Origin of the sequence: Anaerolinea thermolimosa (assembly GCF_001050195.2) — a bacterium.
GTDB classification, from domain to species: Bacteria; Chloroflexota; Anaerolineae; order Anaerolineales; family Anaerolineaceae; genus Anaerolinea; species Anaerolinea thermolimosa.
Window position 1 is genome coordinate 454,494 of sequence record NZ_DF967965.1, and the last position, 20,539, is coordinate 475,032.

The 20,539-nt window shown below is 55.9% G+C and carries 17 protein-coding genes and 1 tRNA gene; 10 read left to right on the plus strand and 8 right to left on the minus strand.

What is annotated here, in order from left to right:
- The first annotated feature begins 37 nt into the window (after positions 1-37).
- Both ATHL_RS02115 and ATHL_RS02120 read left to right on the plus strand, forming a co-directional pair.
- The gene (locus tag ATHL_RS02115) at positions 38-523 is read left to right on the plus strand and encodes an adenosine-specific kinase (protein WP_062189281.1); all 486 of its coding nucleotides are present in this window, start codon (positions 38-40) and stop codon (positions 521-523) included.
- A 184-nt stretch (positions 524-707) separates the two neighbouring features.
- On the plus strand, positions 708-1,673 hold the full coding sequence (locus ATHL_RS02120) for a hypothetical protein (protein ID WP_062189283.1): 966 nt from the start codon (positions 708-710) through the stop codon (positions 1,671-1,673).
- Positions 1,674-1,774: 101 nt separating this feature from the next.
- On the opposite strand, the gene ATHL_RS02125 is transcribed toward ATHL_RS02120, so the two are convergent.
- The 3 genes from ATHL_RS02125 to gyrA all read right to left on the minus strand — a co-directional run bounded on the left by ATHL_RS02125 (position 1,775) and on the right by gyrA (position 6,906).
- The gene (locus ATHL_RS02125) at positions 1,775-2,890 is read right to left on the minus strand and encodes a peptidoglycan DD-metalloendopeptidase family protein (protein WP_062189285.1); all 1,116 of its coding nucleotides are present in this window, start codon (positions 2,888-2,890) and stop codon (positions 1,775-1,777) included.
- Positions 2,887-4,164: a transcription termination factor Rho gene (rho, locus tag ATHL_RS02130; RefSeq protein WP_062189287.1), complete on the minus strand. Its 1,278-nt coding sequence runs from the start codon at positions 4,162-4,164 to the stop codon at positions 2,887-2,889. Before rho ends, ATHL_RS02125 begins: the two co-directional genes overlap by 4 nt.
- 300 nt (positions 4,165-4,464) lie before the next feature.
- Positions 4,465-6,906: a DNA gyrase subunit A gene (gyrA, locus tag ATHL_RS02135; RefSeq protein WP_062189289.1), complete on the minus strand. Its 2,442-nt coding sequence runs from the start codon at positions 6,904-6,906 to the stop codon at positions 4,465-4,467.
- Positions 6,907-7,124: 218 nt separating this feature from the next.
- Between gyrA and ATHL_RS02140 the strand changes: the two genes are divergently transcribed.
- From ATHL_RS02140 to ATHL_RS02160, 5 genes are all read left to right on the plus strand, one after another.
- Entirely contained in the window at positions 7,125-8,036 is a 912-nt protein-coding gene (locus ATHL_RS02140) for a phosphate ABC transporter substrate-binding protein (RefSeq protein WP_062189290.1), read from the plus strand.
- Between the two features lie 44 nt (positions 8,037-8,080).
- Complete coding sequence (pstC, locus tag ATHL_RS02145) at positions 8,081-8,995, plus strand: phosphate ABC transporter permease subunit PstC (protein ID WP_062189293.1); 915 nt, start codon at positions 8,081-8,083, stop codon at positions 8,993-8,995.
- A gap of 6 nt (positions 8,996-9,001) precedes the next feature.
- On the plus strand, positions 9,002-9,862 hold the full coding sequence (gene pstA, locus ATHL_RS02150; protein WP_062189340.1) for a phosphate ABC transporter permease PstA: 861 nt from the start codon (positions 9,002-9,004) through the stop codon (positions 9,860-9,862).
- Positions 9,863-9,865: 3 nt separating this feature from the next.
- A complete protein-coding gene (locus tag ATHL_RS02155) occupies positions 9,866-10,621 on the plus strand; it encodes a phosphate ABC transporter ATP-binding protein (RefSeq protein ID WP_062189295.1) in 756 nt (251 codons plus the stop codon).
- A 109-nt stretch (positions 10,622-10,730) separates the two neighbouring features.
- Positions 10,731-10,804, plus strand: a tRNA-Val gene (locus ATHL_RS02160).
- Between the two features lie 692 nt (positions 10,805-11,496).
- Here the strand turns inward: ATHL_RS02160 and ATHL_RS02165 are convergent.
- From ATHL_RS02165 to ATHL_RS02175, 3 genes are all read right to left on the minus strand, one after another.
- Positions 11,497-11,982, minus strand: coding sequence for a flavodoxin family protein (locus ATHL_RS02165; RefSeq protein ID WP_062189296.1), 486 nt, complete (start codon positions 11,980-11,982; stop codon positions 11,497-11,499).
- 112 nt (positions 11,983-12,094) lie between these two features.
- Entirely contained in the window at positions 12,095-12,943 is an 849-nt protein-coding gene (locus ATHL_RS02170; RefSeq protein ID WP_062189298.1) for an SDR family NAD(P)-dependent oxidoreductase, read from the minus strand.
- Positions 12,940-13,965 (minus strand): CPBP family intramembrane glutamic endopeptidase, encoded by a 1,026-nt coding sequence (locus ATHL_RS02175; protein ID WP_114679456.1) that lies wholly within the window; start codon positions 13,963-13,965, stop codon positions 12,940-12,942. The genes ATHL_RS02170 and ATHL_RS02175 overlap by 4 nt, the downstream gene beginning before the upstream one ends.
- A 167-nt stretch (positions 13,966-14,132) precedes the next feature.
- Between ATHL_RS02175 and ATHL_RS02180 the strand changes: the two genes are divergently transcribed.
- The 3 genes from ATHL_RS02180 to ATHL_RS02190 are packed head-to-tail and all read left to right on the plus strand — an operon-like array spanning position 14,133 to position 18,357.
- Positions 14,133-16,757, plus strand: a complete 2,625-nt coding sequence (locus tag ATHL_RS02180) for a sensor histidine kinase (RefSeq protein ID WP_162787546.1) — start codon at positions 14,133-14,135, stop codon at positions 16,755-16,757.
- A 6-nt stretch (positions 16,758-16,763) separates the two neighbouring features.
- Entirely contained in the window at positions 16,764-17,462 is a 699-nt protein-coding gene (locus tag ATHL_RS02185; protein ID WP_062189303.1) for a response regulator, read from the plus strand.
- A 1-nt stretch (position 17,463) separates the two neighbouring features.
- Positions 17,464-18,357, plus strand: a complete 894-nt coding sequence (locus tag ATHL_RS02190; RefSeq protein WP_201797920.1) for an NAD(P)-dependent oxidoreductase — start codon at positions 17,464-17,466, stop codon at positions 18,355-18,357.
- A gap of 27 nt (positions 18,358-18,384) precedes the next feature.
- On the opposite strand, the gene ATHL_RS02195 is transcribed toward ATHL_RS02190, so the two are convergent.
- Positions 18,385-19,191 carry a TIGR00266 family protein gene (locus tag ATHL_RS02195; protein ID WP_062189305.1) on the minus strand — a complete coding sequence of 269 codons (807 nt, stop codon included), beginning with the start codon at positions 19,189-19,191 and terminating at the stop codon, positions 18,385-18,387.
- A 98-nt stretch (positions 19,192-19,289) separates the two neighbouring features.
- Entirely contained in the window at positions 19,290-20,498 is a 1,209-nt protein-coding gene (locus tag ATHL_RS02200; protein ID WP_062189307.1) for a hypothetical protein, read from the minus strand.
- Positions 20,499-20,539: the final 41 nt, after the last annotated feature.

Consider the following 20,539-nt stretch of genomic DNA (forward strand, 5'->3'; position numbering starts at 1 on the left):
CGGGAAGAGCGGATTTTTCTATTTGGGAGGTTAATTTATGGAAATTCATCTTGTTCCCATCGAGAAACCGGAAGCCATCAACTTCATCCTCGGGCAGTCGCACTTCATAAAAACGGTTGAAGATCTGCATGAAGCACTGGTATCCAGTGTGCCGGGGATTCAATTCGGGCTGGCCTTTTGCGAGGCTTCCGGGAAACGCTTGATTCGCTGGAGTGGAACCAACCAAGAAATGATCGCCCTGGCCCAGAAAAATGCCCGGGCTATTGGAGCTGGACACAGCTTTATTCTTTTCCTGGGTGAGGGGTTTTACCCCCTGAACGTCTTAAAAGCTGTGCAAAATGTACCGGAGGTCTGCCGTATCTTTTGTGCCACGGCCAACCCAACCTCGGTGATTGTGGCTCAGGAAGGGGAGGGGCGTGGAATCCTGGGTGTCATCGATGGGTTCAGCCCTCTGGGGATTGAAGGTGAGGAAGATATTGCCTGGCGCAAGGGTTTCCTGAGGGCAATTGGCTATAAGGCGTGAACAGGGGACAACAGCTGTAAAACTTGCAAGAAAATAGGGGCTTCTATTGTGGTGCCGATTCGGGTATACTGATTCTATCTACTACGGTAAAAACGGGGGTGTGCACGGGAACCGATTCACCACATTCGACGTCCAATATACTGGAGCGATCTCTGTCGCCCGGTTGCACCTTGAGGAGTAGTGGATGAAGAAACTTTTCCTGATCTTTTTCGTGCCGCTCTGGCTGGCGGGATGTGTGTTGCCCTCCAGCGGGGCCAGGCCAACCGAAGCACAACCGACCCTCTCGGACGCCGAGATGCAAACTCAGCTGGCCATGATGCTCACGGCCATGCCCACCGCGACCGAGAGTCTTCCCCTGCCTCCCACCAGCACCCCGGAACCGTTGCTGGTAACAGCCACGAGCGAGGCGTCCTTCCCGACCGAAACTCCACCCCCCTCACCAACCTCGGAGCCGGAGACGGCTCAGCCAACCCCGACCTTTACCGCGTCACCGCCGCCAGCCACGGCCACGCCGGGCCCGGTTTTCACCGTGGTTCCGGGTGATCCCCGGGGACGGCTGGGAAGCCCCACTTCAACTGACCCGATGAATGATGCCACTGCCTGGGTTTGGCCAACCGGGGCGAATGATTTCACCTCGGTCAGTTTTTCGGGGGGATTTCTTAATCTTACAGCGCTTACCGATAAACTGGGATGGCGGCTGGCCAACCCCGAAGGTACCGAGCTGGGCAACCTTTACCTGGAGGCAACTTTTAAAACCTCGGGATGCAGTGGGAGCGATCAGTATGGATTGATCGCCCGGGTGCCTGTGCTCAAGGATGCTGATCGTGGCTACCTCTTCGCCTTTACCTGTGATGGACGCTATTCACTGCGAAAGTGGGATGGTACGGAGGGGGCCAAGGGCACAATGACCCGTCTTAAGGACTGGACCAAATCAGAGGCTATCCTGGCTGGCTCTAACCAGGTCAACCGCATGGGTTTGTTAATGATTGGGAGCAAGCTGGTGATGTATGCGAACGGACAACTTCTTGGCGAGGTGACCGATGGCACCTGGACGAGTGGTTACTTCGGAGTGTTTGTGGGCGCCGGGCCTACGGAAAAATTCCTGATCCAGGTCGATGAGATGTCGTATTGGAAAAATCCTGCACCATGATTACCGGGAGGTGGGAGCCCCTGACCCCCTCGAATCGATCCCCCGCCAGAGAAAATGGCGGGGGATTCATATATCGAGTCGATTGGTGGGGATAAATGGGGTTACTGGAGATAATCCAGCGGGTTGACAAATGCGCCCATGTACCGGATTTCGAAGTGCAGGTGAGGGCCGGTGCTGTTTCCGGTGCTACCGGCGTAGGCAATCACCTGTCCCTTGGAAACGTTAGCGCCGCACCGTGTCAAAATCTGGCTGTTGTGCGCATAGAGGGTATGGAAGCCATTGCCATGATCAATCATCACCATCAATCCGTAGCCACCTCCGATGGGTCCGGCGTAGACCACCACGCCGCTATCTGCCGCATAGACGGGGGCTCCGGTGGCGGCGGCGATGTCGATTCCAAGGTGCCCGGACCAGAAGGTATTGCCGGAAATGGAATGATTATCGGTGGGCCACATGAAGTAGCCGGTACCGTAAGCCGAGGCGCCACTGGTATCGCAGGCGGCATTGATGGTTTTGTTGGCTCCGGCGTTGGCACGCCAGATGGTGGGCACCACCCAGGAGCGCATTTCGCGCTGACCGCCGGGAATCATAATTTCCTTCCCGGGCACCAGTTTTGGATCGGCGATGTCAATATGGTTCCCTGGCCAGCTGATGATGTCTTCGGGCTGGGCCTTGAACTGCCGGGCAACGCTTTCCACTGTGTCGCCCTCTTTGACGGTGTAAAGCACGCCATCGGTGGCGGGGATTTTTAATTCCTGACCAATCGAAAGCATGTTGGGGTTGTCATTGAGCAGGTCGTAGTTGGCCCACAGCACTGTTTCTGGCTTGAGCTTGTAAGCCTGGGCGATGCTGAACACCGAATCACCGGCCTCAACGGTGTATTTCTCTGCCGAGGTGCGCGGGCGATCGGGAATGATGGTGTGCAGGGAAGTGTTGCGAGCCACGGCCTGCACGGGCAGGGCAAAAGTCAGGTCGGGGAGTGGGGCGCTGTTTCCGGCGTCAGGGGGAATGATCTCGGAAAGCCGGGAGCGTGTTTCGGAAGACTCTTGAGCGGCCTGCACCACACCGGCACGCAGGGCAATCACATACCCAAGCCAGCTTAGCATGAGGAAAGCTCCAACCCAGGCCAGAATAACCCAGGGGAGACCAGGATGAGAGGCTACGGCTTTCTTCTCTACCTGTGGGGTGGAGGATGCCGCACTGGTTTTGCGAATCACATATCCTCCGTGAGATTTTCCAGGAATTCCAGGTTGTTGCGGGTGCGCATCATGCGCTGCAGAATGGCCTCGGTGGCCACCGCAGGATCCATCCCGGCGCCCTGGGGTGGGGTACCGACCATCTGAAGGTACATGCGCCGCATCAACCAGACGCGCTGGAGAATATCCGGGCCGAGGAGGAGGTCTTCACGGCGGGTAGAGGAGCGCTCGATGTCGATGGCGGGGAAAATCCGCCGTTCCTGGAGCCGCCTTGAAAGGTGCAACTCCATGTTACCGGTACCTTTAAATTCTTCGTAGACCACATCGTCCAGCCGGGAACCGGTATCTACCAGGGCAGTGGCAATGATGGTGAGGGAACCGCCTTCTTCCAGGTTGCGCGCCGCGCCAAAAAAGCGTTTGGGCGGATAAAGCGCTGATGGATCCATGCCGCCTGAGAGGGTGCGCCCGGAGGGGTTGACCACCAGGTTATAAGCGCGCGCCAGCCGGGTGAGCGAGTCCATCAAAATGACCACATCGCGGCCCACTTCCACCAGGCGTTTGGCACGTTCAAGGGTGATCTCGGCAGTGCGGACGTGGCTGGTGACCGGTTCATCGAAAGTTGAGGCCACCACCTCGCCGTCTACCGAGCGATCCATATCGGTTACTTCTTCAGGACGCTCGCCAATGAGGGCGATGATGAGATGAACATCGGGATAGTTTTGTGAGATGGCGTTTGCCACCTGCTTCAGGATGGTGGTTTTCCCGGCCTTGGGGGGAGAGACGATCATCCCGCGCTGTCCGCGCCCTATGGGGGCGATCAGGTTGATCATGCGGGTGGCGAGGATGGATCGATCGGTCTCGAGGTCAAAGCGTTTGTTGGGGAAAATGGGGGTCAGCTCATCAAAGTTAGGCCGGCGCCGGGCTTCTTCGGGGGTTAAACCGTTAATGCTTTCAACTTTGATTAAACCGTAGTGGCGCTCGGACTCGCGCGGGGGGCGAACATGACCGATGACCAGGTCGCCATTGCGCAGTTCATAGCGGCGAAGCTGGGCCTGAGAAACGTAGACATCATCGGGCCCAATGCGATAGTCGGTGCGGAGAAAACCGACCCCTTCATTCATAATCTCCAGAATTCCGCCGCGCACTTCCAATCCTTCTCGTTCGGCCTCTGCCTGCCGGATGCGCAGGATGAGGATTTCTTTTTTCAGACGGTGGGCGTTGGGAATATTTAATTCTTCCCCCATTTGACGGAGTTTCGCCAGGGGTTCGTTTTCAAGCGTCAGAATGTTTATCATATGCAGTTTTCAATGGTCTCCAGCAGAATGGAAAAGATACGCGTTCCTGCGTGTAAAAGATAAAGTGGATTGCAAATAAATCGATTTGGGATCGAAGCAAGGCCCCCCAACTGTTCCGGAAAAGCTCCAGGATTGGCCTTCATTTATAAAAAAATAGAGAATAAACGGGTGTGTTTGCATTATAGCAAGAAATAAAAATTCATGCAAGCCAAATTTTCGACAATTCCGGTTATGTAGAACCCATTTTATAGCATTTTCTGGCCCGGGTGAGGCTAAAGGGGAGGGTTTCCCCTTATCCTTTCACTGCTCGGTTGGGAGGCGGGCGATGGAAGCCACGGAATCGCCATCGCCGACGCCCATCAGGCGCACTCCCCGTGAGGCACGCCCGGTGACCGGTATTTGGGAGACCTTGAGGCGCACCGTCTGGCCGTTGGCACTGATCAGGGCAATATCATCGGCAGGTTGGACTACCCGGGCCGAGGCCACTTGCCCGATTTCTTTCAATGCTTTCTGGTTGATGGTCATCACTCCGCCGCCTGCGCGGTTTCGCAGGGGATATTCTTCAAGGGGGGTTTGTTTGCCATACCCTTTTTCAGTGACCACCAGCAGGTTGCCGCCGGGCTCGACGATTTCCATCGAGGCAACCCGGTCGCCGTTCTCCAGGCTGATGCCGGTTACTCCGGCGGCCTGTCGCCCCATCACCCGCACCTGATTTTCTTCAAAGCGCAGGGCCTGTCCGTTAGCCGTTACCAGCAGTACGTGGTCGTTCCCGGAAGTGAGGCGGGCCCAGCCCAGCCGGTCGCCTTCCTCGAGGGTGATGGCGATCAGCCCGGAAGGACGAACGCTGGCGAACTCGCTCAGAGCCACACGTTTAATCCGTCCCTGGCTGGTGGCCATGGTGCAGAAACTGGCCCGCTCGAAATCTGGAACAGCCACTGCGGCGGTGATACGTTCGTTGCCTTCCAGATTCAATACGTTGATGGCCGGGATACCCCGGTCAGAGCGGTTGGCTTCAGGGATCTGATGGGCTTTGAGGGAGTACACCTTGCCACGGTCGGAGAAGAAGAGCAGGGTATGAAGGGTGCGGGCGGCAAGGAGGAGAGAGACTTCATCTTCTTCCCGAACTTCCTGCCCTGAAACACCCCGCCCTCCACGGTTTTGTGAGCGGTAAGCAGTTGCGTCTACACGTTTGATGTAACCACGCGCGGTCAGGGTGATGAGCACCGGTTCATCTGCGACCAGATCTTCTTCTGAGAAATCTTCTCTGGCATCAGCGGCAATACGCGTCCGACGGGGGTCGCCGTATTTCTCGCTGAGCTTTTGCATCTCATCCTTGATGAGGGCAAGGATTTTTTGCGGGCTGGCGAGCAAATCTTCCAGATAGCTGATTCTGTTTCGTACTTCCTGGTACTCCTCGTCAATTTTCTGGCGTTCGAGGGCGGCCAGCCGGCGTAATTGCATATCGAGGATGGCCTGTGCCTGCAACTCGGTCAGCTTGAACCGTTCGACAAGCCGAGCGCGGGCGGTTTCGGCATCGGGCGATTGCCTGATGGTTTGAATGACGGCATCCAGGTTGGAAAGTGCGATGAGCAACCCTTCCAGAATGTGGGCGCGTGCGCGTGCCTTGTCCAGCTCAAAACGGGAACGGCGTTCAATCACAACCTGCCGATGCTCGATGAACAAATGCAGTGCCCGTTTTAAGGGCAGAAGGCGTGGTTCGTTATCCACCAGGGCCAGCATTTGTACGCTGAAAGTGGATTGCAGGGGGGTGAATTTATAGAGCTGGTTAAGCACCTTCCGGGGCTGGGCCCCCCGTTTGAGTTCGATGACGATGCTCATCCCCCGCCGGTCTGATTCGTCTCTCAGATCGGAGATTTGATCGATTTTGCCGTCTCGTACCAGTTCGGCAATGCGTTCGATGAGGCCGGCTTTGTTAATCTGGTAGGGGATTTCGGTGATGATGATGTTGTACCGTCCCCCTTTGACCTCTTCGATGCGGGCCATACCGCGTACTGTAAGTCGGCTGCGCCCACTGCCGTAAGCCTGGATGATGCCTTCCCTGCCGACGATGATCCCACCGGTTGGAAAGTCGGGACCGGGGACAAAATTCATGAGGTCTTCAACGGTAACATCCTCGATGGTGTCGTAATGATCGATCAGGTAGTTAATCGCACTGGCCAGTTCGGTGAGGTTATGGGGAGGAATGTTCGTGGCCATGCCGACAGCGATCCCTGAGGACCCATTTAACAGCAGATTAGGCAGGCGTGAAGGCAGGACGACGGGTTCTTTGAGGGTACCGTCGAAGTTGTCGATGAAATCGACGGTATCCATGTCAATGTCGGCGAGCAATTCTTCTGAGAAGGCATTGAGGCGGGCCTCGGTATAGCGCATCGCGGCGGGAGCATCGCCATCAATCGAGCCAAAGTTGCCCTGCCCGTCAACCAGAGGGTAGCGCATGGAGAAATCCTGTGCCATGCGCGCCATGGCATCGTATACGGCCATATCGCCGTGAGGGTGATACTTACCGAGCACCTCACCCACGATTCTGGCAGATTTCTTATAGGCTGAATTTGCACGAATCCCCATGTCGTGCATGGCGTACAGGATGCGCCGGTGGACGGGCTTCAGGCCGTCGCGGGCATCGGGCAAAGCACGGGCTACGATGACGCTCATGGCGTAATCAAGGTAAGCCGTGCGCATTTGTTCGTCGATATCTACGGATTGAATCGTGCCAATATCCATTCTTTTTTCCTCGTTAATGCGAACCTGAATTATACCAGAGCCTGCCCGTGCTGCCAGAAAACCCGGGCAGGGGACTCACTGGAATGTGAATCCATTTTCCATGCAGGCACAGGGCCCGGGATGTGAGTAAAGGGGGGGCCGGCTCTGGGGGGAGGATGAGGTTAAGAATCGGTTAACGCCGTTAATCGAACCTTAATCGCGGTTATAATCAAAATTGGATGAAACCTTTCCTGCGCTTCATGTTTGCTGTCATCCTCATCCTGCTGGGGGGATGTGCCTCCGGATCGAGTATTTCTTCTGCCCCTGCTGCTCAACCAACCAGGGTCGCGGCTTATATCCAGAACAAAGGGTCGGATACGATTGTCAATCTCGCTCTGGCCTGGGCGGAGCGCTATCAAGAACTGCATCCCGATGTGCGTATCTCGGTGACGGGGGGCGGTTCTGGAACCGGTATCGCGGCCATGATTGATGGGACGGTAGATATTGCCAATGCCTCAAGAGCAATGAAAGCTGAAGAAATTGCTGCCGCCAAGGCCAAAGGCATAGAGCCGGTAGAGCATGTAGTGGCACGGGATGCCATAGCGGTCATTGTCAACCCCGCAAACCCGGTTGAACAGCTGACGCTGGAGCAGATTTCGTTGATTTATCAGGGGGCGATTAATAACTGGAAGGAAGTGGGAGGTGAAGACCGCCCGATTGTACGCCTTTCACGGGAGACCAATTCAGGCACTCATGTTTACTTTTTAGAAGAGGTCCTTCGCCTGGGCCAGAAAGAGAACAAGGCCCTGTTTTCTATGGATACCTTACTTCTGCCCTCTTCCGAAGGAATTATTTCTGAGGTGATGGATAACCCGAATGCGATTGGTTATGATGGGCTGGGGTATGTCATTCCAGAGGTCAAGGTCGTGGCTGTGGCACGGCGCGCCGGGGAAGCGTACATTAAACCTTCTGTGGAGACGGTCAATAACGGGGAATACCCCATTTCGCGAGATTTATACATGTATACCAGGAGAGATGCGGGGCAGGCTGTGCTGGATTACCTGGGGTGGATCAAATCATCTGAGGCCCAGAAGATCGTTTTAAAACTGGGCTTTGTACCCATTGTTGGGCAATCGGTTACCCGAAAATAGTGCACCGGGAGATTCCGTCCTGAAGCGAGGAGTGAAGGAAAATCATGGCTGACGCAACTCTGGTTTCATCCCCCCGGCGAACTCAGGAATGGGTGATCAATCTGATCATCAAGTTATCGGGATATTCGAGTATCCTCTTTGTAACCCTGATCTTCATCTTCCTGATGCGCGAAGGCCTGCCAGCCTTGCGAAATGTGCCTCTTTCGAGTATTTTGGGAGAACGCTGGTACCCCATTGAGGGGTATTTTTCGATCTTACCGCTGATCTATGGCTCTCTGGTGGTTACTGTTGGCGCGTTGCTTCTGGCGATTCCATTCGGGGTGGGGACGAGTGTGTTCCTCTCGGAGATTGCTCCCCCCTGGATGAATCAAATCATCAAACCGCTGATTGAGATCCTTGCCGGTTTGCCTTCGGTGGTGCTGGGTTTCCTGGGGATTCAGGTGGCGGCACCTTATTTACGCCGCCTGCTCGATTTACCCACCGGGCTTTCGGCCTTTTCTGGGGCAGTATTGCTTGCGCTCATAGCCACGCCAACTATTGTTTCGATTACCGAAGATGCACTCAACACCGTGCCTTCCGGTTACCGCCAGGCAGCGCTGGCGCTTGGAGCTACCCGCTGGCAGGTGATCTGGGGAGTAACTGTTCCGGCGGCTCGTTCGGGAATTCTTACCGCGGTGATGCTGGGTGTGGGCCGGTCGATTGGTGAGACCATGGCGGTCATGATGGTGACGGGAAACGCACCGGTGCTGCCCTCTGGCTGGGATTTTCTGTTTACCCCGGTGAGGACGATGACGGCCACCATCGCGTCTGAAATGGGTGAAGTGGCGAATGGTAGCACGCATTATCAGGTGCTATTTTTCATCGGGATTGTATTGTTTGTCATTTCGCTGGTGGTGAATATTGTGGCTTCGTCGGTCAGTTTACGCGGGCGTACCCGCGCAGAACGGGTGCTTTCCTAAATGGACATGAAGCGTTCGCTCACTTCTGCACGAATCCAGGAGCTGATTGGCGAGAATTTACTGCGCCTGGTCAGTTTTGCTACCGTCCTGCCGGTGCTGGCGATTATTGTTTATATCGTGATCAAAGGTGCTCCGGCGATTAGCTGGGAATTTCTAACCTCGATGCCGCGTGATGGAATGCGCGAGGGCGGCATTCTGCCGGCCATTGTGGGCACCTTTTACCTCACCCTGGGGACGGCGGTGTTTTCGGTTCCTCTGGGAATTGCAGCGGCTATTTACATTGCCGAATACGCGCCGGATAACTTCTGGACGCGCCTGATTCGGATTGCGATCATTAACCTCGCGGGCATTCCTTCGGTGGTGTACGGGTTGTTCGGGCTGGGGTTGTTCGTTCTTTTCCTCAGATTTGGTACGAGTATTCTGGCGGCTTCGCTGACGCTTTCGATCATGACTCTACCGGTGATCATCTCAACGGCAGAAGAGGCGCTCCGTAGTGTGCCGCAGGCCTTTCGCACGGTGAGTATTGGGCTTGGGGCTACCCGCTGGCAGACCGTCTGGCGCATTGTGCTGCCGCAAGCCCTGCCGGGTATTGTCACCGGCGTTATCCTGGGTTTGGAACGTGCCGCCGGAGAAACTGCTCCGATTCTTTTTACCGGGGCGGCGTTCTTCCTGCCCCGGCTGCCGCAATCGCCGCTGGATGCCACCATGGCGCTTCCGTATCACATTTTTGTTATTTCAACCCAGGTGCCGGGAATGCCGGTGAAGATTCAATATGGCACGGTGCTGGTGCTGCTGGTATTTGTGCTGGGAATGAACCTGATTGCCACGCTGATCCGTCAACGGGCACGGGCGCGCCGAATGTGGTGAGTTATGGATAAAATCGTCATTGAGAACTTCAGTATTCGCTATTCGGATGGCGTGGAAAGCCTGCGAAATATCAGCCTTTCCATTCCGGCCAACGCAGTAACGGTGCTGTTCGGGCCAGCAGGTGGGGGGAAATCTACCCTGTTGCGGGCGATTAATCGTCTGAATGATCTGGCGGATGTGAAGGAAACCAGCGGTCGGATTTTGTTCAACGGGCAGAATATCCTTGACCCTAAAGTTGATGTGGTGGAATTACGCCGAAAAATCGGCATGGTTTTCTCACGCCCGGTGGTTTTGCCGATGAGCATTTATCAGAACGTGAGCTATCCCCTCGAATTGATGGGAGAAAAACGAAAAAGCCGCCTGGATGAGGCAGTGGAAAAGGCGCTAAAACGAGCTGTGCTGTGGGATGAGGTGTATGATCGTCTGCATGATCCGGCGACTGCCATTTCAGGAGGACAGCAACAGCGGCTTTGCCTGGCCCGGGTGTTTGCCCTGGAGCCGGAGGTGATCATGCTGGATGAGCCGACTTCGGCGCTTGATCCGGTGTCTACGGCGCGCATTGAAGGGCTGATGCATGAGATAAAAGAAGAATTCACCATTGTCTGGGTGCCGCATAACGTTCAGCAGGCGGCACGGATGGCTGATTATGCGGCGTTCTTCCTGCAAGGTGAATTAATTGAGTATGCTGAGGGGAAGAAATTATTTGTGAACCCGAAAGACCAGCGCACGTCCGATTATGTAACCGGGCGTTTCGGGTAGAGCTATGAGAATGAGAAGATGGCTCATGCTTTGAGCGCCTTGAAGGTTGAGAACGCAGAAAAATTCCTTGTCAAGCAGCGGGTGTTCTGCTATAATCCAGACACGTTACGGGCGCGTGGCTCAGCTGGTTAGAGCGCGTGTATCACACACACGAGGTCGGGGGTTCGAGTCCCTCCGCGCCCACACGATAGAGCCGGTGAACCGGCTTTTTTATTGGGAGTGAGGTCGGGTGTCCCCGGAGGGGGATGTTATTCGAGTCGCTCCGCGCCCACACGATAGAGCCGGTGAACCGGCTTTTTTTATTGGGAGTGAGGTCGGGTGTCCCCGGAGGGGGATGTTATTCGAGTCGCTCTGCACCCACACGATAGAGCCGGTGAACCGGCTTTTTTTATTGGGAGTGAGGTCGGGTGTCCCCGGAGGGGGATGTTATTCGTGTTGCTCTGCACCCACACACGATAGAGCCGGTGAACCGGCTTTTTTTATTGGGAGTGAGGTCGGGTGTCCCCGGAGGGGGATGTTATTCGAGTCGCTCCGCGCCCACACGATAGAGCCGGTGAACCGGCTTTTTTTATTGGGAGTGAGGTCGGGTGTCCCCGGAGGGGGATGTTATTCGAGTCGCTCCGCGCCCACACGATAGAGCCGGTGAACCGGCTTTTTTTATTGGGAGTGAGGTCGGGTGCCCCCGGAGGGGGATGTTATTCGAGTCGCTCCGCGCCCACACACGATAGAGCCGGTGAACCGGCTTTTTTTTTTGGGAGTGAGGTCGGGTGTCCCCGGAGGGGGATGTTATTCGAGTCGCTCCGCGCCCACACGATAGAGCCGGTGAACCGGCTTTTTTTATTGGGAGTGAGGTCGGGTGCCCCCGGAGGGGGATGTTATTCGAGTCCCTCCGCGATTTGCTTTGCCCATGCTGCGGCGCGTTCCAGTTCACCTTCCAGCAGCGGGCCCTGAGTGCCCTGTACGTAAAACCCCTGAGGAGAGGTGAGGAGTTCAGCGCCTTTTTTCGTCAGCTGTTTACCGATAAACTCGGCGGCGTACCCAAAGAGTTTCACGAAGAAAGCCAGAATAACCACTCTGGCCACTTCTTCAGGGCTGATACGGGTATCGAAAGCCGCAACCCGCACGTTCTTTAATGCATTGGGGGCAATCTTTTGTAACAATGCTGTAACTGAAGGCAATGGCCGAAACTTTTGCGTGGGTGAACCAACGATGAGAAGGTCTGCAGTGGTTAGATCTTCTGGTTGGGCGTTGCCTGCCTTTACAACGTTAACCGCTGCCCTCTCTTCCAGGGCTTTGCCAATGGCGAGCGCAATCTTTTCGGTGTTTCCGAAGGCTGTATCATAGACAACTACTGCTTTCATGGAAAGAATCCTCCCTGTGGGTGAAACCAATCCATCGGGCACTCCCTCTCTCAGGGATTCCCTCCGCCTGATGGAACACTAGATGTATCATAGCACGGTTTCTTCCTGGCCTTCATGGAATGCCCGACGATGTCTTATCATTCCGGGATAACCACTGGCGCTGGTCATATCTCACCAGGTTAATAGAGTAGGCTCCATCCACATAGAGGGTAGTGCCTGTGCAATACGAGGCCAGGTCAGATGCGAGGAAGGCCACTGCGTTTGCCACTTCCTGGGGTTTCCCGAACCGCCCCAGGGGAATCCACTCGTTGAACTGGTTGAGGAACTCAGCCATATCTGGAGGAGGCGGCCCGGCAGGAGTGCCGCGATCGGCGGCAATGGCTCCGGGTGAGACCCCAACCACGCGAATGCCGTACTCAGCCCATTCCAGGGCGAGCATCTTTGTGAGCATGGCGACCCCGGCTTTGGAGACGCAATAATGCACTGCCCCTTTTCGAGCGATGAGGTCGTGAATGGATTGGATGTTAATGATCACCCCGCCGTTTCCCTGGGCTACCATCTGTCTGGCTGCGGTGCGGGACATGATGAACGTTCCACGCAGGTTCACATTCAGGATTCGATCCCATTCTGCCAGGGGCAAATCCAGCGCCGGGAAGACACTTTCCAGAGCGGCGTTGTTGACCAGCACATCCAGCCTGCCAAAAGATTTCACTACCGTGTCTACAATTTGTCTGGCCGAATCTTCTTCGGCGATGCTTCCCTCGATGGCGATAGCCGTTCCGGGGGCGTATTTCTGGTTGAGGTCTTCAACCAGCCTCTGCGCACGTTCAGGCAGAATGACGTAATCGATGGCAACCCGGGCGCCAGCGGCGGCCAGGGTGCGGGAGATTTCGGCACCGATGCCGGTATTTCCACCGGTTACCAGGACACATTTTCCACTCAAATCGATGGGAAGGCTCATTTATTCCTCTCCTGTGGATCGATTTTTCGCCACATTTTGCCTGTGATGATCAGCACCAGCACCACCCCGGCCAGAAAAGCGATGGAGATGGGCGTGCTTTCCATCCAGGCAGAGGCGGTGTTGAAACTGGCATGGAGTAAAGTACACACCAGCAGGTTACCTGAGGTTCGGTTATACATCCATGTGTAGAGGAAGGAAACCAGGGTGGTGGTCAGCAGGCGGATTCCCAGTTCCCACGGGAGGTTTTGTGGCCCTGCCGAAGGGTAAAACCCGTTGAGATGCATGGGAATATGCCAGATTCCCCAGATGACGCCGATGAGCAGAGACGCCCATAGGGGAGAAAACTTTTGTTGCAGTTGGGGCAACGCGAACCCTCGCCAGCCGGGTTCTTCACCGAGTGGCCCGCCAAAAAGGAAAATATAGGTAAAGGATGTTAATACCCGCCAGAGGAGTAGCGGCCATTCCCGGGCGGGAAGGGTAACTTCCAGCGTCTGCCCGAGGGCGGCTGAGAGGAGCAACCCGCTGGCCAGTAAAAAAGGGTAAACCAGAATGGCTATTGCATACCATACCAGAGGATGAGAGGTAGATGCCTGTTGGAAGGGTCGTCTCGCCATTCCGGAGGTGAAGAAAACCAGAATCACTCCGGCAGCTGCCAGAAACAAAAAGAACCTGGCCAGCCAGCCGGAGAGAGAAGCTTCCAGGGGGAGGGCCGAGGCATAAGGGAGGCAGATGAAATACAACACTCCCACAGCCAGGAATGCAAGAAAGAAAGGTTCCATGGAGCGGGGCTTTTCGCGCTGTTGACTGGAAAGCATGGTCATCACTAGCCCACCAAGCGCTGGCCCAAAAGCTCCGATGGATACCAGATGCCGGAAGGTAAGCGGGTCGTCCAGATGGATCCACAGGGGGAATAGCCACAGCCCCCATGAAAAACCGAAGGTAATCCACAGATAACCTGCCAGGGGATGATGTTGAGCCCACCGGAGGATGGCGGGCATGGCGTGGGGGCTTTTTTCAGACAAACGCACCTCCTCCAATGCAGAAATTACGATCTTTAGTATAACTATCAAGGGGTGGAATCCACAAGCGAGGTGTGGAAGGATTTTACCCCACGGCGGTGTTTCAATCTTGCTGGAGATGAAGCCCAGACACGCCCGGTTTGGGTTCGTCTTTGACTATAATAGAGCCTGTGGAAAGCCAGTCTCAACGTGGAAAATTGAAGATTTTTCTCGGTTATGCGGATGGCGTCGGGAAAACCTATGCCATGCTCGAGGCGGCCCGTCGCCGCAGAGCGGAAGGGGTAGATGTGGTAGCGGCATGGCTGAAGGTGGAAAAAGGTACCGAGACGGAAGCCCTTGCCGCAGACCTGGAATCTTTACCTCCCCGCCGGATTGAGGCAGATCAACCGGTTGAAGAGATGGATCTTGAGGCTGTTCTGAACCGGAAGCCTCAACTGGCCCTGGTGGATGACCTTGCGCATCACAATGCCCCGGGCTCCCGCCATGCCCGGCGGTACCAGGATGTGCTGGAACTCCTCGAAGCCGGGATCAATGTTTATACGACGATGAACGTCCAGAATTTAGAGAGCCTGACAGACATCGTCCGGCAAATCACCGGCCAGGAAGTAGAAGAAACGGTACCCGATGGAGTGGTGGATGGGGCCGATGAGCTGGAAATGGTTGATCTTCCCCCGGAGGAACTTCTCGCGAGGCTTCAGCGAGGCGGGCTGGGTGAAGCCGCTGATCACGTATCGGCACGGATTGGGGAGCTGGCCGCTCTGCGGCAAATGGCGCTTCGCGAAACGGCTGAGCGCGTGGATAACGACATGCGTGATTTCATGGCCACGCATTCCATTCATGGCCCATGGGGAGCGGCAGAACGGGTAATGGTGTGCATCAGCGCCCATCCCATTGGAGACCGCCTCATTCGATCGGGGCGGCGGCTGGCTGAAGCCTTACGTGCTGAATGGTTCGTGGTTTTTGTGGAGACCCCGCGGCACCTGCAAATGCCGCCCGGTGAACGTGCCATGCTTTTGCGTTATTTACGCATTGCTGAAGAGATGGGAGCTCAACCCATCACCCTGACCGGAGAGTCGGTGGTTGAAGCGCTGGTGGAATTTGCCCGGCAGCAGAATATCACCCGCATCATCATCGGGAAGCCACGTCGGTCACGCTGGCTGGAACTGGTGCGCGGTTCGCGGGTAGATCGCTTGCTGGAGCGTTGCGGGAGCACTGATGTTTTTGTGATCAGCGATGCACAACCCCCGCTTCGGCCCGGGTGGTGGCAGGGAGTGCACTTTCGAGCGCCGCTCCGCCATTATTTTTATTCCCTTGGCATTGTAATTCTGGTCACTTTTATTTCTTTGTGGCTTCAACGCTGGTTTGAGCCGACGCATCTGATCATGCTTTTTCTGGGCGGGATTGTGATTTCCGGCGCCTATCTGGGGCGCGGCCCCGGGGTGGTCTCTGCCCTGGTGAGTGGAGTGGCTTTTGTATCCCTGCTGGATCATCCGGCGCCTTTGCTTACCCCGGGCGATCTCCGTCATCTGGTTACGCTGGGCGGAATGATGGCGGCAGGATTGTTTGCCGGAACGTTGACCGGATGGCTGCGGGCTCAGGTAAGGGCTGCCCGGCAACGGGAGATTCAAACCTCTGCACTGAGTGCGCTCAGCCGCGACCTGACCACGGCCATTCAACTGGATGAGATGCTTAAAGCGGTTTTACATCATGTGAGCCAGATTTTTCACTGCCAGGCGGCGGTGTTGCTGCCTGAGGTGGGACAGTTAAAGGTGCGCCTGGCGACACCCGCTATCACCCTGAATGCCCTGGATCTGGAGGCTGCCAGCTGGGCGTTTTCACACCGGCAGTCAGCTGGTGCAGGAACGGACACGATGCGAGAAGCTCACGTACGTTGCCTGCCGCTGGAGACCAGGAATGGCGTGGTGGGGGTGCTGGCTATCTTACCTCAGGCAGTGGAGCAGTTTCAATCTCCAGATCAACGTGACTTACTGGCCGGGTTTGGTCATCTGGCTGCGCTGGCGATCGAGCGCGCCCGGCTCAACGAACAGGCTCAACAGGCGGCGATTCTGCAGACGACCGAGAAACTCCAGGCGGCGTTGCTCAATTCTATTTCCCACGACCTGCGCACTCCGCTCTCTACGGTCAGCGGAGCAATTTCCAGCCTGCTGGAGGCAGAGCAATCGGGAGAAGAACTGGATGATTCCATCCGCCTCGACCTGCTCGAAAATGCCGATGAAGAGGCTGACCGGTTAAATCGCCTGGTGGGGAATCTGCTGGATATGACCCGCCTGGAAGCCGGAGCCATGCGCGTGCACAAACGCCCCTGCGACGTTCGCGACTTGATCGGTACTGCGCTCTCCCAGGCTCCAAGGCGGCTGGCGGGGCGAGAGGTGCATACCCACATCCCGGATGATTTACCCGATGTGATGCTGGACTTTGTTCTCATGGTACAGGTGCTTTATAATTTGCTGGATAATGCCGCAAAATACTCGCCCGAGTCATCAGAGATTGACATATCAGCAGGCGTCTATGGAAATGAGTTGTGGATATCCGTGGCTGACCGTGGGGTGGGGATTCCCTCCGATGATCTGCAACGGATTTTTGATAAATTTTATCGTGTCCAGCGACCGGATAGCGTCCCCGGAACAGGGCTGGGGCTTTCCATCTGTCGGGGGATTGTTGAGGTACACGGAGGGCGCATCTGGGCGGAGAATCGAATGGGAGGCGGGGCAGTCATCACACTGGCTATTCCTGTGGGCGAGCCTCCAAAAAATCCAACAGGACAGGAAGGGTAAGGGAGCATGGAAGAATACCCGATGCGCATCCTGGTTGTGGACGATGAGCGAGCGATCCGGCGATATTTGCGCGCTTCACTCCTGACGCGTGGTTTTGAGATTCTTGAGGCCGGTTCAGCCGGTGAAGCTCTGCAGAGCCTGACCAATGACCGCCCTGATCTTGTGATCCTGGATCTTGGCCTGCCCGATATGGATGGGGTTGAAGTGGTGCGGCGTGTCCGTGAATGGAGCAAAATTCCGATCATCATTCTTTCAGTAAGAGATCGAGAGGATGATAAAGTAGCTGCCCTGGATGCCGGCGCCGATGATTACCTCACCAAACCTTTTGGAATGCGGGAATTGCTGGCGCGAATTCGGGTGGCGGCTCGCCATGCACACCGGACGGCTCAGGAACCGGTTTTTGAGCTGGGCGATTTGCGCATCGATCTGGCCCGCCGCGAGGTGACCCGCGCAGGGGAGCGCATCGCATTAACCCCCACAGAGTATGATTTGCTCCGCGTGATGGTCCAAAATGCCGGTAAGGTGCTGACCCATAACCAGATTTTACGTCAGGTGTGGGGGGCGGCCTATGAGGAGGAAGCTCACCTGTTAAGAGTGAACATCAGTAATTTACGAAAAAAAATTGAGCCTGATCCCGACCGTCCCAGGTTTATTCTCACGGAACCGGGGGTGGGTTATCGGTTTCAGGATAGACAGGAGGTGTGATTTGCTGCGGGTTGGATACATCGGCTTGGGAATCATGGGCAAGGCCATGGCACGCAATATCCTTAAAGCGGGTTTTCCGCTGGTCGTTCATAATCGCAGTCGGAGCGCGGTGGATGAGCTGGTTTCTGAGGGAGCAGAGGCGGCTTCTTCTCCGGCTGAGGTGGCTGAAAAGGTGGATGTGGTATTCACCAATCTGCCTGACTCACCCGACGTAGAGCAGGTGGCTCTGGGAGAAAACGGGATCATTGCCGGGGCGCACCCTGGCCTGATCTTTGTGGACCATTCCACGATCAAGCCATCAACCGCGCGCCGGATTGCTGAAAAGCTGGGGGAAGTGGGTGTGCAGGCGCTGGATGCTCCGGTTTCTGGCGGTGATATTGGTGCACGCAACGGCACGCTGACCATTATGGTAGGTGGAGATCGGGAAGCGTTGGAGAAAGTACGTCCGGTGCTGGAAGCGGAAGGGAAGACCATCACGCACATTGGCGGGCCGGGAAGCGGGCAGATTGCCAAGGCGGCCAACCAGGTGATGGTGGCGGCGCAAATGGTTGCCATGGGAGAATTGCTCATCCTTGCGCAGAAGGCCGGGGCCGATCCGCGAAAAGTGGTGGAGGCTATTCGAGGGGGAGCGGCACAGTGCTGGACGCTGGACGTCAAACCGCCGCGGCTTTTCGCAGGCAACCGTCAGCCGGGTTTCAAGGCACGCATGCAGGCCAAAGATTTACAAATTATCCTGGAGACTGCCCGGGAATACGGCGTGCCATTGCCATCAGCCGCGGTTCACAGCCAGCTGTTTCAGTCAATGGTTGCGCAGGGTCTGGGGGAGCTGGATAACTCCGCTGTGGTGGCCATCCTTGAACAACTGGCAGATATTCACCTGATCGAAGAAGAATAAACGGGCGCGACGCGCCCGTTTATTCTTTCACCCGAGTTGAATGTTGAATCCGGGCCCTTCGGTTTTGCCCTCAGCCTTAGGCATGTACTTGCGAATCGTGCCTGCCAGCTTTGACATGGGCATGGTTTGTAACCAGATACGCCCGGGGCCGGTAAGGCTCACCAGGAACAGTCCTTCGCCGCCGAAGAGCAGGTTGCGGATGCCCTTGATCATGGTGATATCATACGTCACCGTGGGTTCAAACATGGCCAGGTGACCGGTGTCGACTAGCATACGCTGCCCTGGTTGCAGTGTGTATTCGACGATTTCGCCATCGAAAGAAGCGAAGAAAGTGCCAGGGCCTTCAAATTTCTGCAGAATGAATCCTTCCCCTCCAAAGAGTCCCGCACCGAGGCGTTTTTGGAAAGCAATGGAAAGATTGACGCTTTTTTCAGCGACCAGGAGGGTATCTTTCTGGGCAATCATCGCCTGACCCTGAGCCAGATTAACCGGGACGATTTTCCCGGGAAAATCATTGCTGAAGGTGGCCAGCGCACCCTCCACCGTGGCGGTATAGTTGACCACAAACAGCGACTCGCCGGTAACCGCCCGTCCAAGGGCGCCAAGCAATCCACCTTTTCCCAGGTTGGTGTCCATGCTGACCCCGTCGCTCATCCAGGAAAGCGAGCCGACTTCGGTGTAGAATCCCTGTCCGGGGCGCATGCGCAGGGTGACTGCCTGCATGATGGAACCAATGATCTGAAAATCTGTCCCCCCCAGGGTGCGCCCGGTGAGGGTGACTACCGGTTCAGGAAGGTCGAGGCGTTGCCCGGGAGCATTCGTATAGTCTGACATCGTTTCATCTCCTTACTTGAATAAAAGACCAGTGAAGATTCTATAGTACAGGTACGAATTAAAAATCCTAAAAGTTGTATACCCTTTAAGCCCGGGTATTAAATTGCAGATGAGGGGGTAGCGTGGGGCATCTTGCGGCTGCCGGGTGATCCAGCTTCTCGCCAGAAGAAAAAGCCGAGAAGGATCATAAGCAGAAGGCGCAACAGAATGGTGAGCGGAAGGGTGTAAAACAGACCGCGCGAAAGCAACAGAGGCCATTCCAGGAGGTTGACCAGTACCAGTAAAGCCGTCAGGAGCAGGCCCGGAGAGTAGGGCAGGAGTAAGAACGCTACAGGAAGAAGGTGTTGCACCCATTGAGGGCTCCAGGCTGGCGACCAGAGGAAAAAGATAACCAGGGTTAACCCATAAAAGGCAACCATGCGCGCCGGTGTGTTGAGCTTTGCCTTCAAGAAAAGGAAGAGCCCCAACGCGCCGAAGGGGAGCAAAAGGAAATAAGGATGAATGACAGGAGGGTTGCGATAGGAGACCTCGGCCATGGCCGGGTCAAGCCGGTCTTTGAGCGGGCCAAATCCCCCGGTGCGATAATTTCCATCGATCAAAGCCCAGATCGTCTCGAGAGACCCGCGCGAAGATTGAATGGTAAGTGTAGCACGGGTGAACTCAGGGGATATTCGATAAAGCAGGATGGTAGGAAGGAAGGTCATCAGCAGGGCGACCCCGCCTACCATTACTGTACGTTGGAGTTTCTGGGTGCGGGCAAGGGCAGGTAGGAGCAGGACAGGAAAAAATTTGATTAAAATTCCGGCTCCAAGGGCCAGCCCTGCGGCCAGTGAACTCCGCCTGGAAAGTACCAGGTACAGGGTGAGGAGGGTGAAGAAAACGGTGAGGGAATCGAAATACCACCAGGCATAGGGGAGACCTCCCAGCAAGGCCGCATACCCCAGACTGCGCCAGGTGGGTGTGGAAACGCCGGGATAGAGAAGGCGCTCCAGGTGAGTGAACAGGATGACACTGCCGATATCAGCGAGGAGGAGGAGAAGAACAAAGAGATAAGTGTACACATGTTCCACGCCCCCGGCCAGTGCATACAGAGCCTCGTTGAGAAAGGCAAACCCGGGGGGAAATTCGATCCAGAAACTCAGATAAGGCAGGCCGGGAATGTCGGCCAGGTTATAGAAATGGAGTAAATCACCGTATCCTCGCAGGCCATCGAAGGGAAGAGCAAGTAAAAGAGGGATTCGTACAAGAAAGAAGAGGATGAGGGGGAGGGGCAGGGCGGGTATGGCTGGTTTTTGGGTTGCGGGCATAGATATTACCTACAGGGTGATATCGCTCAACGGGTCATGGG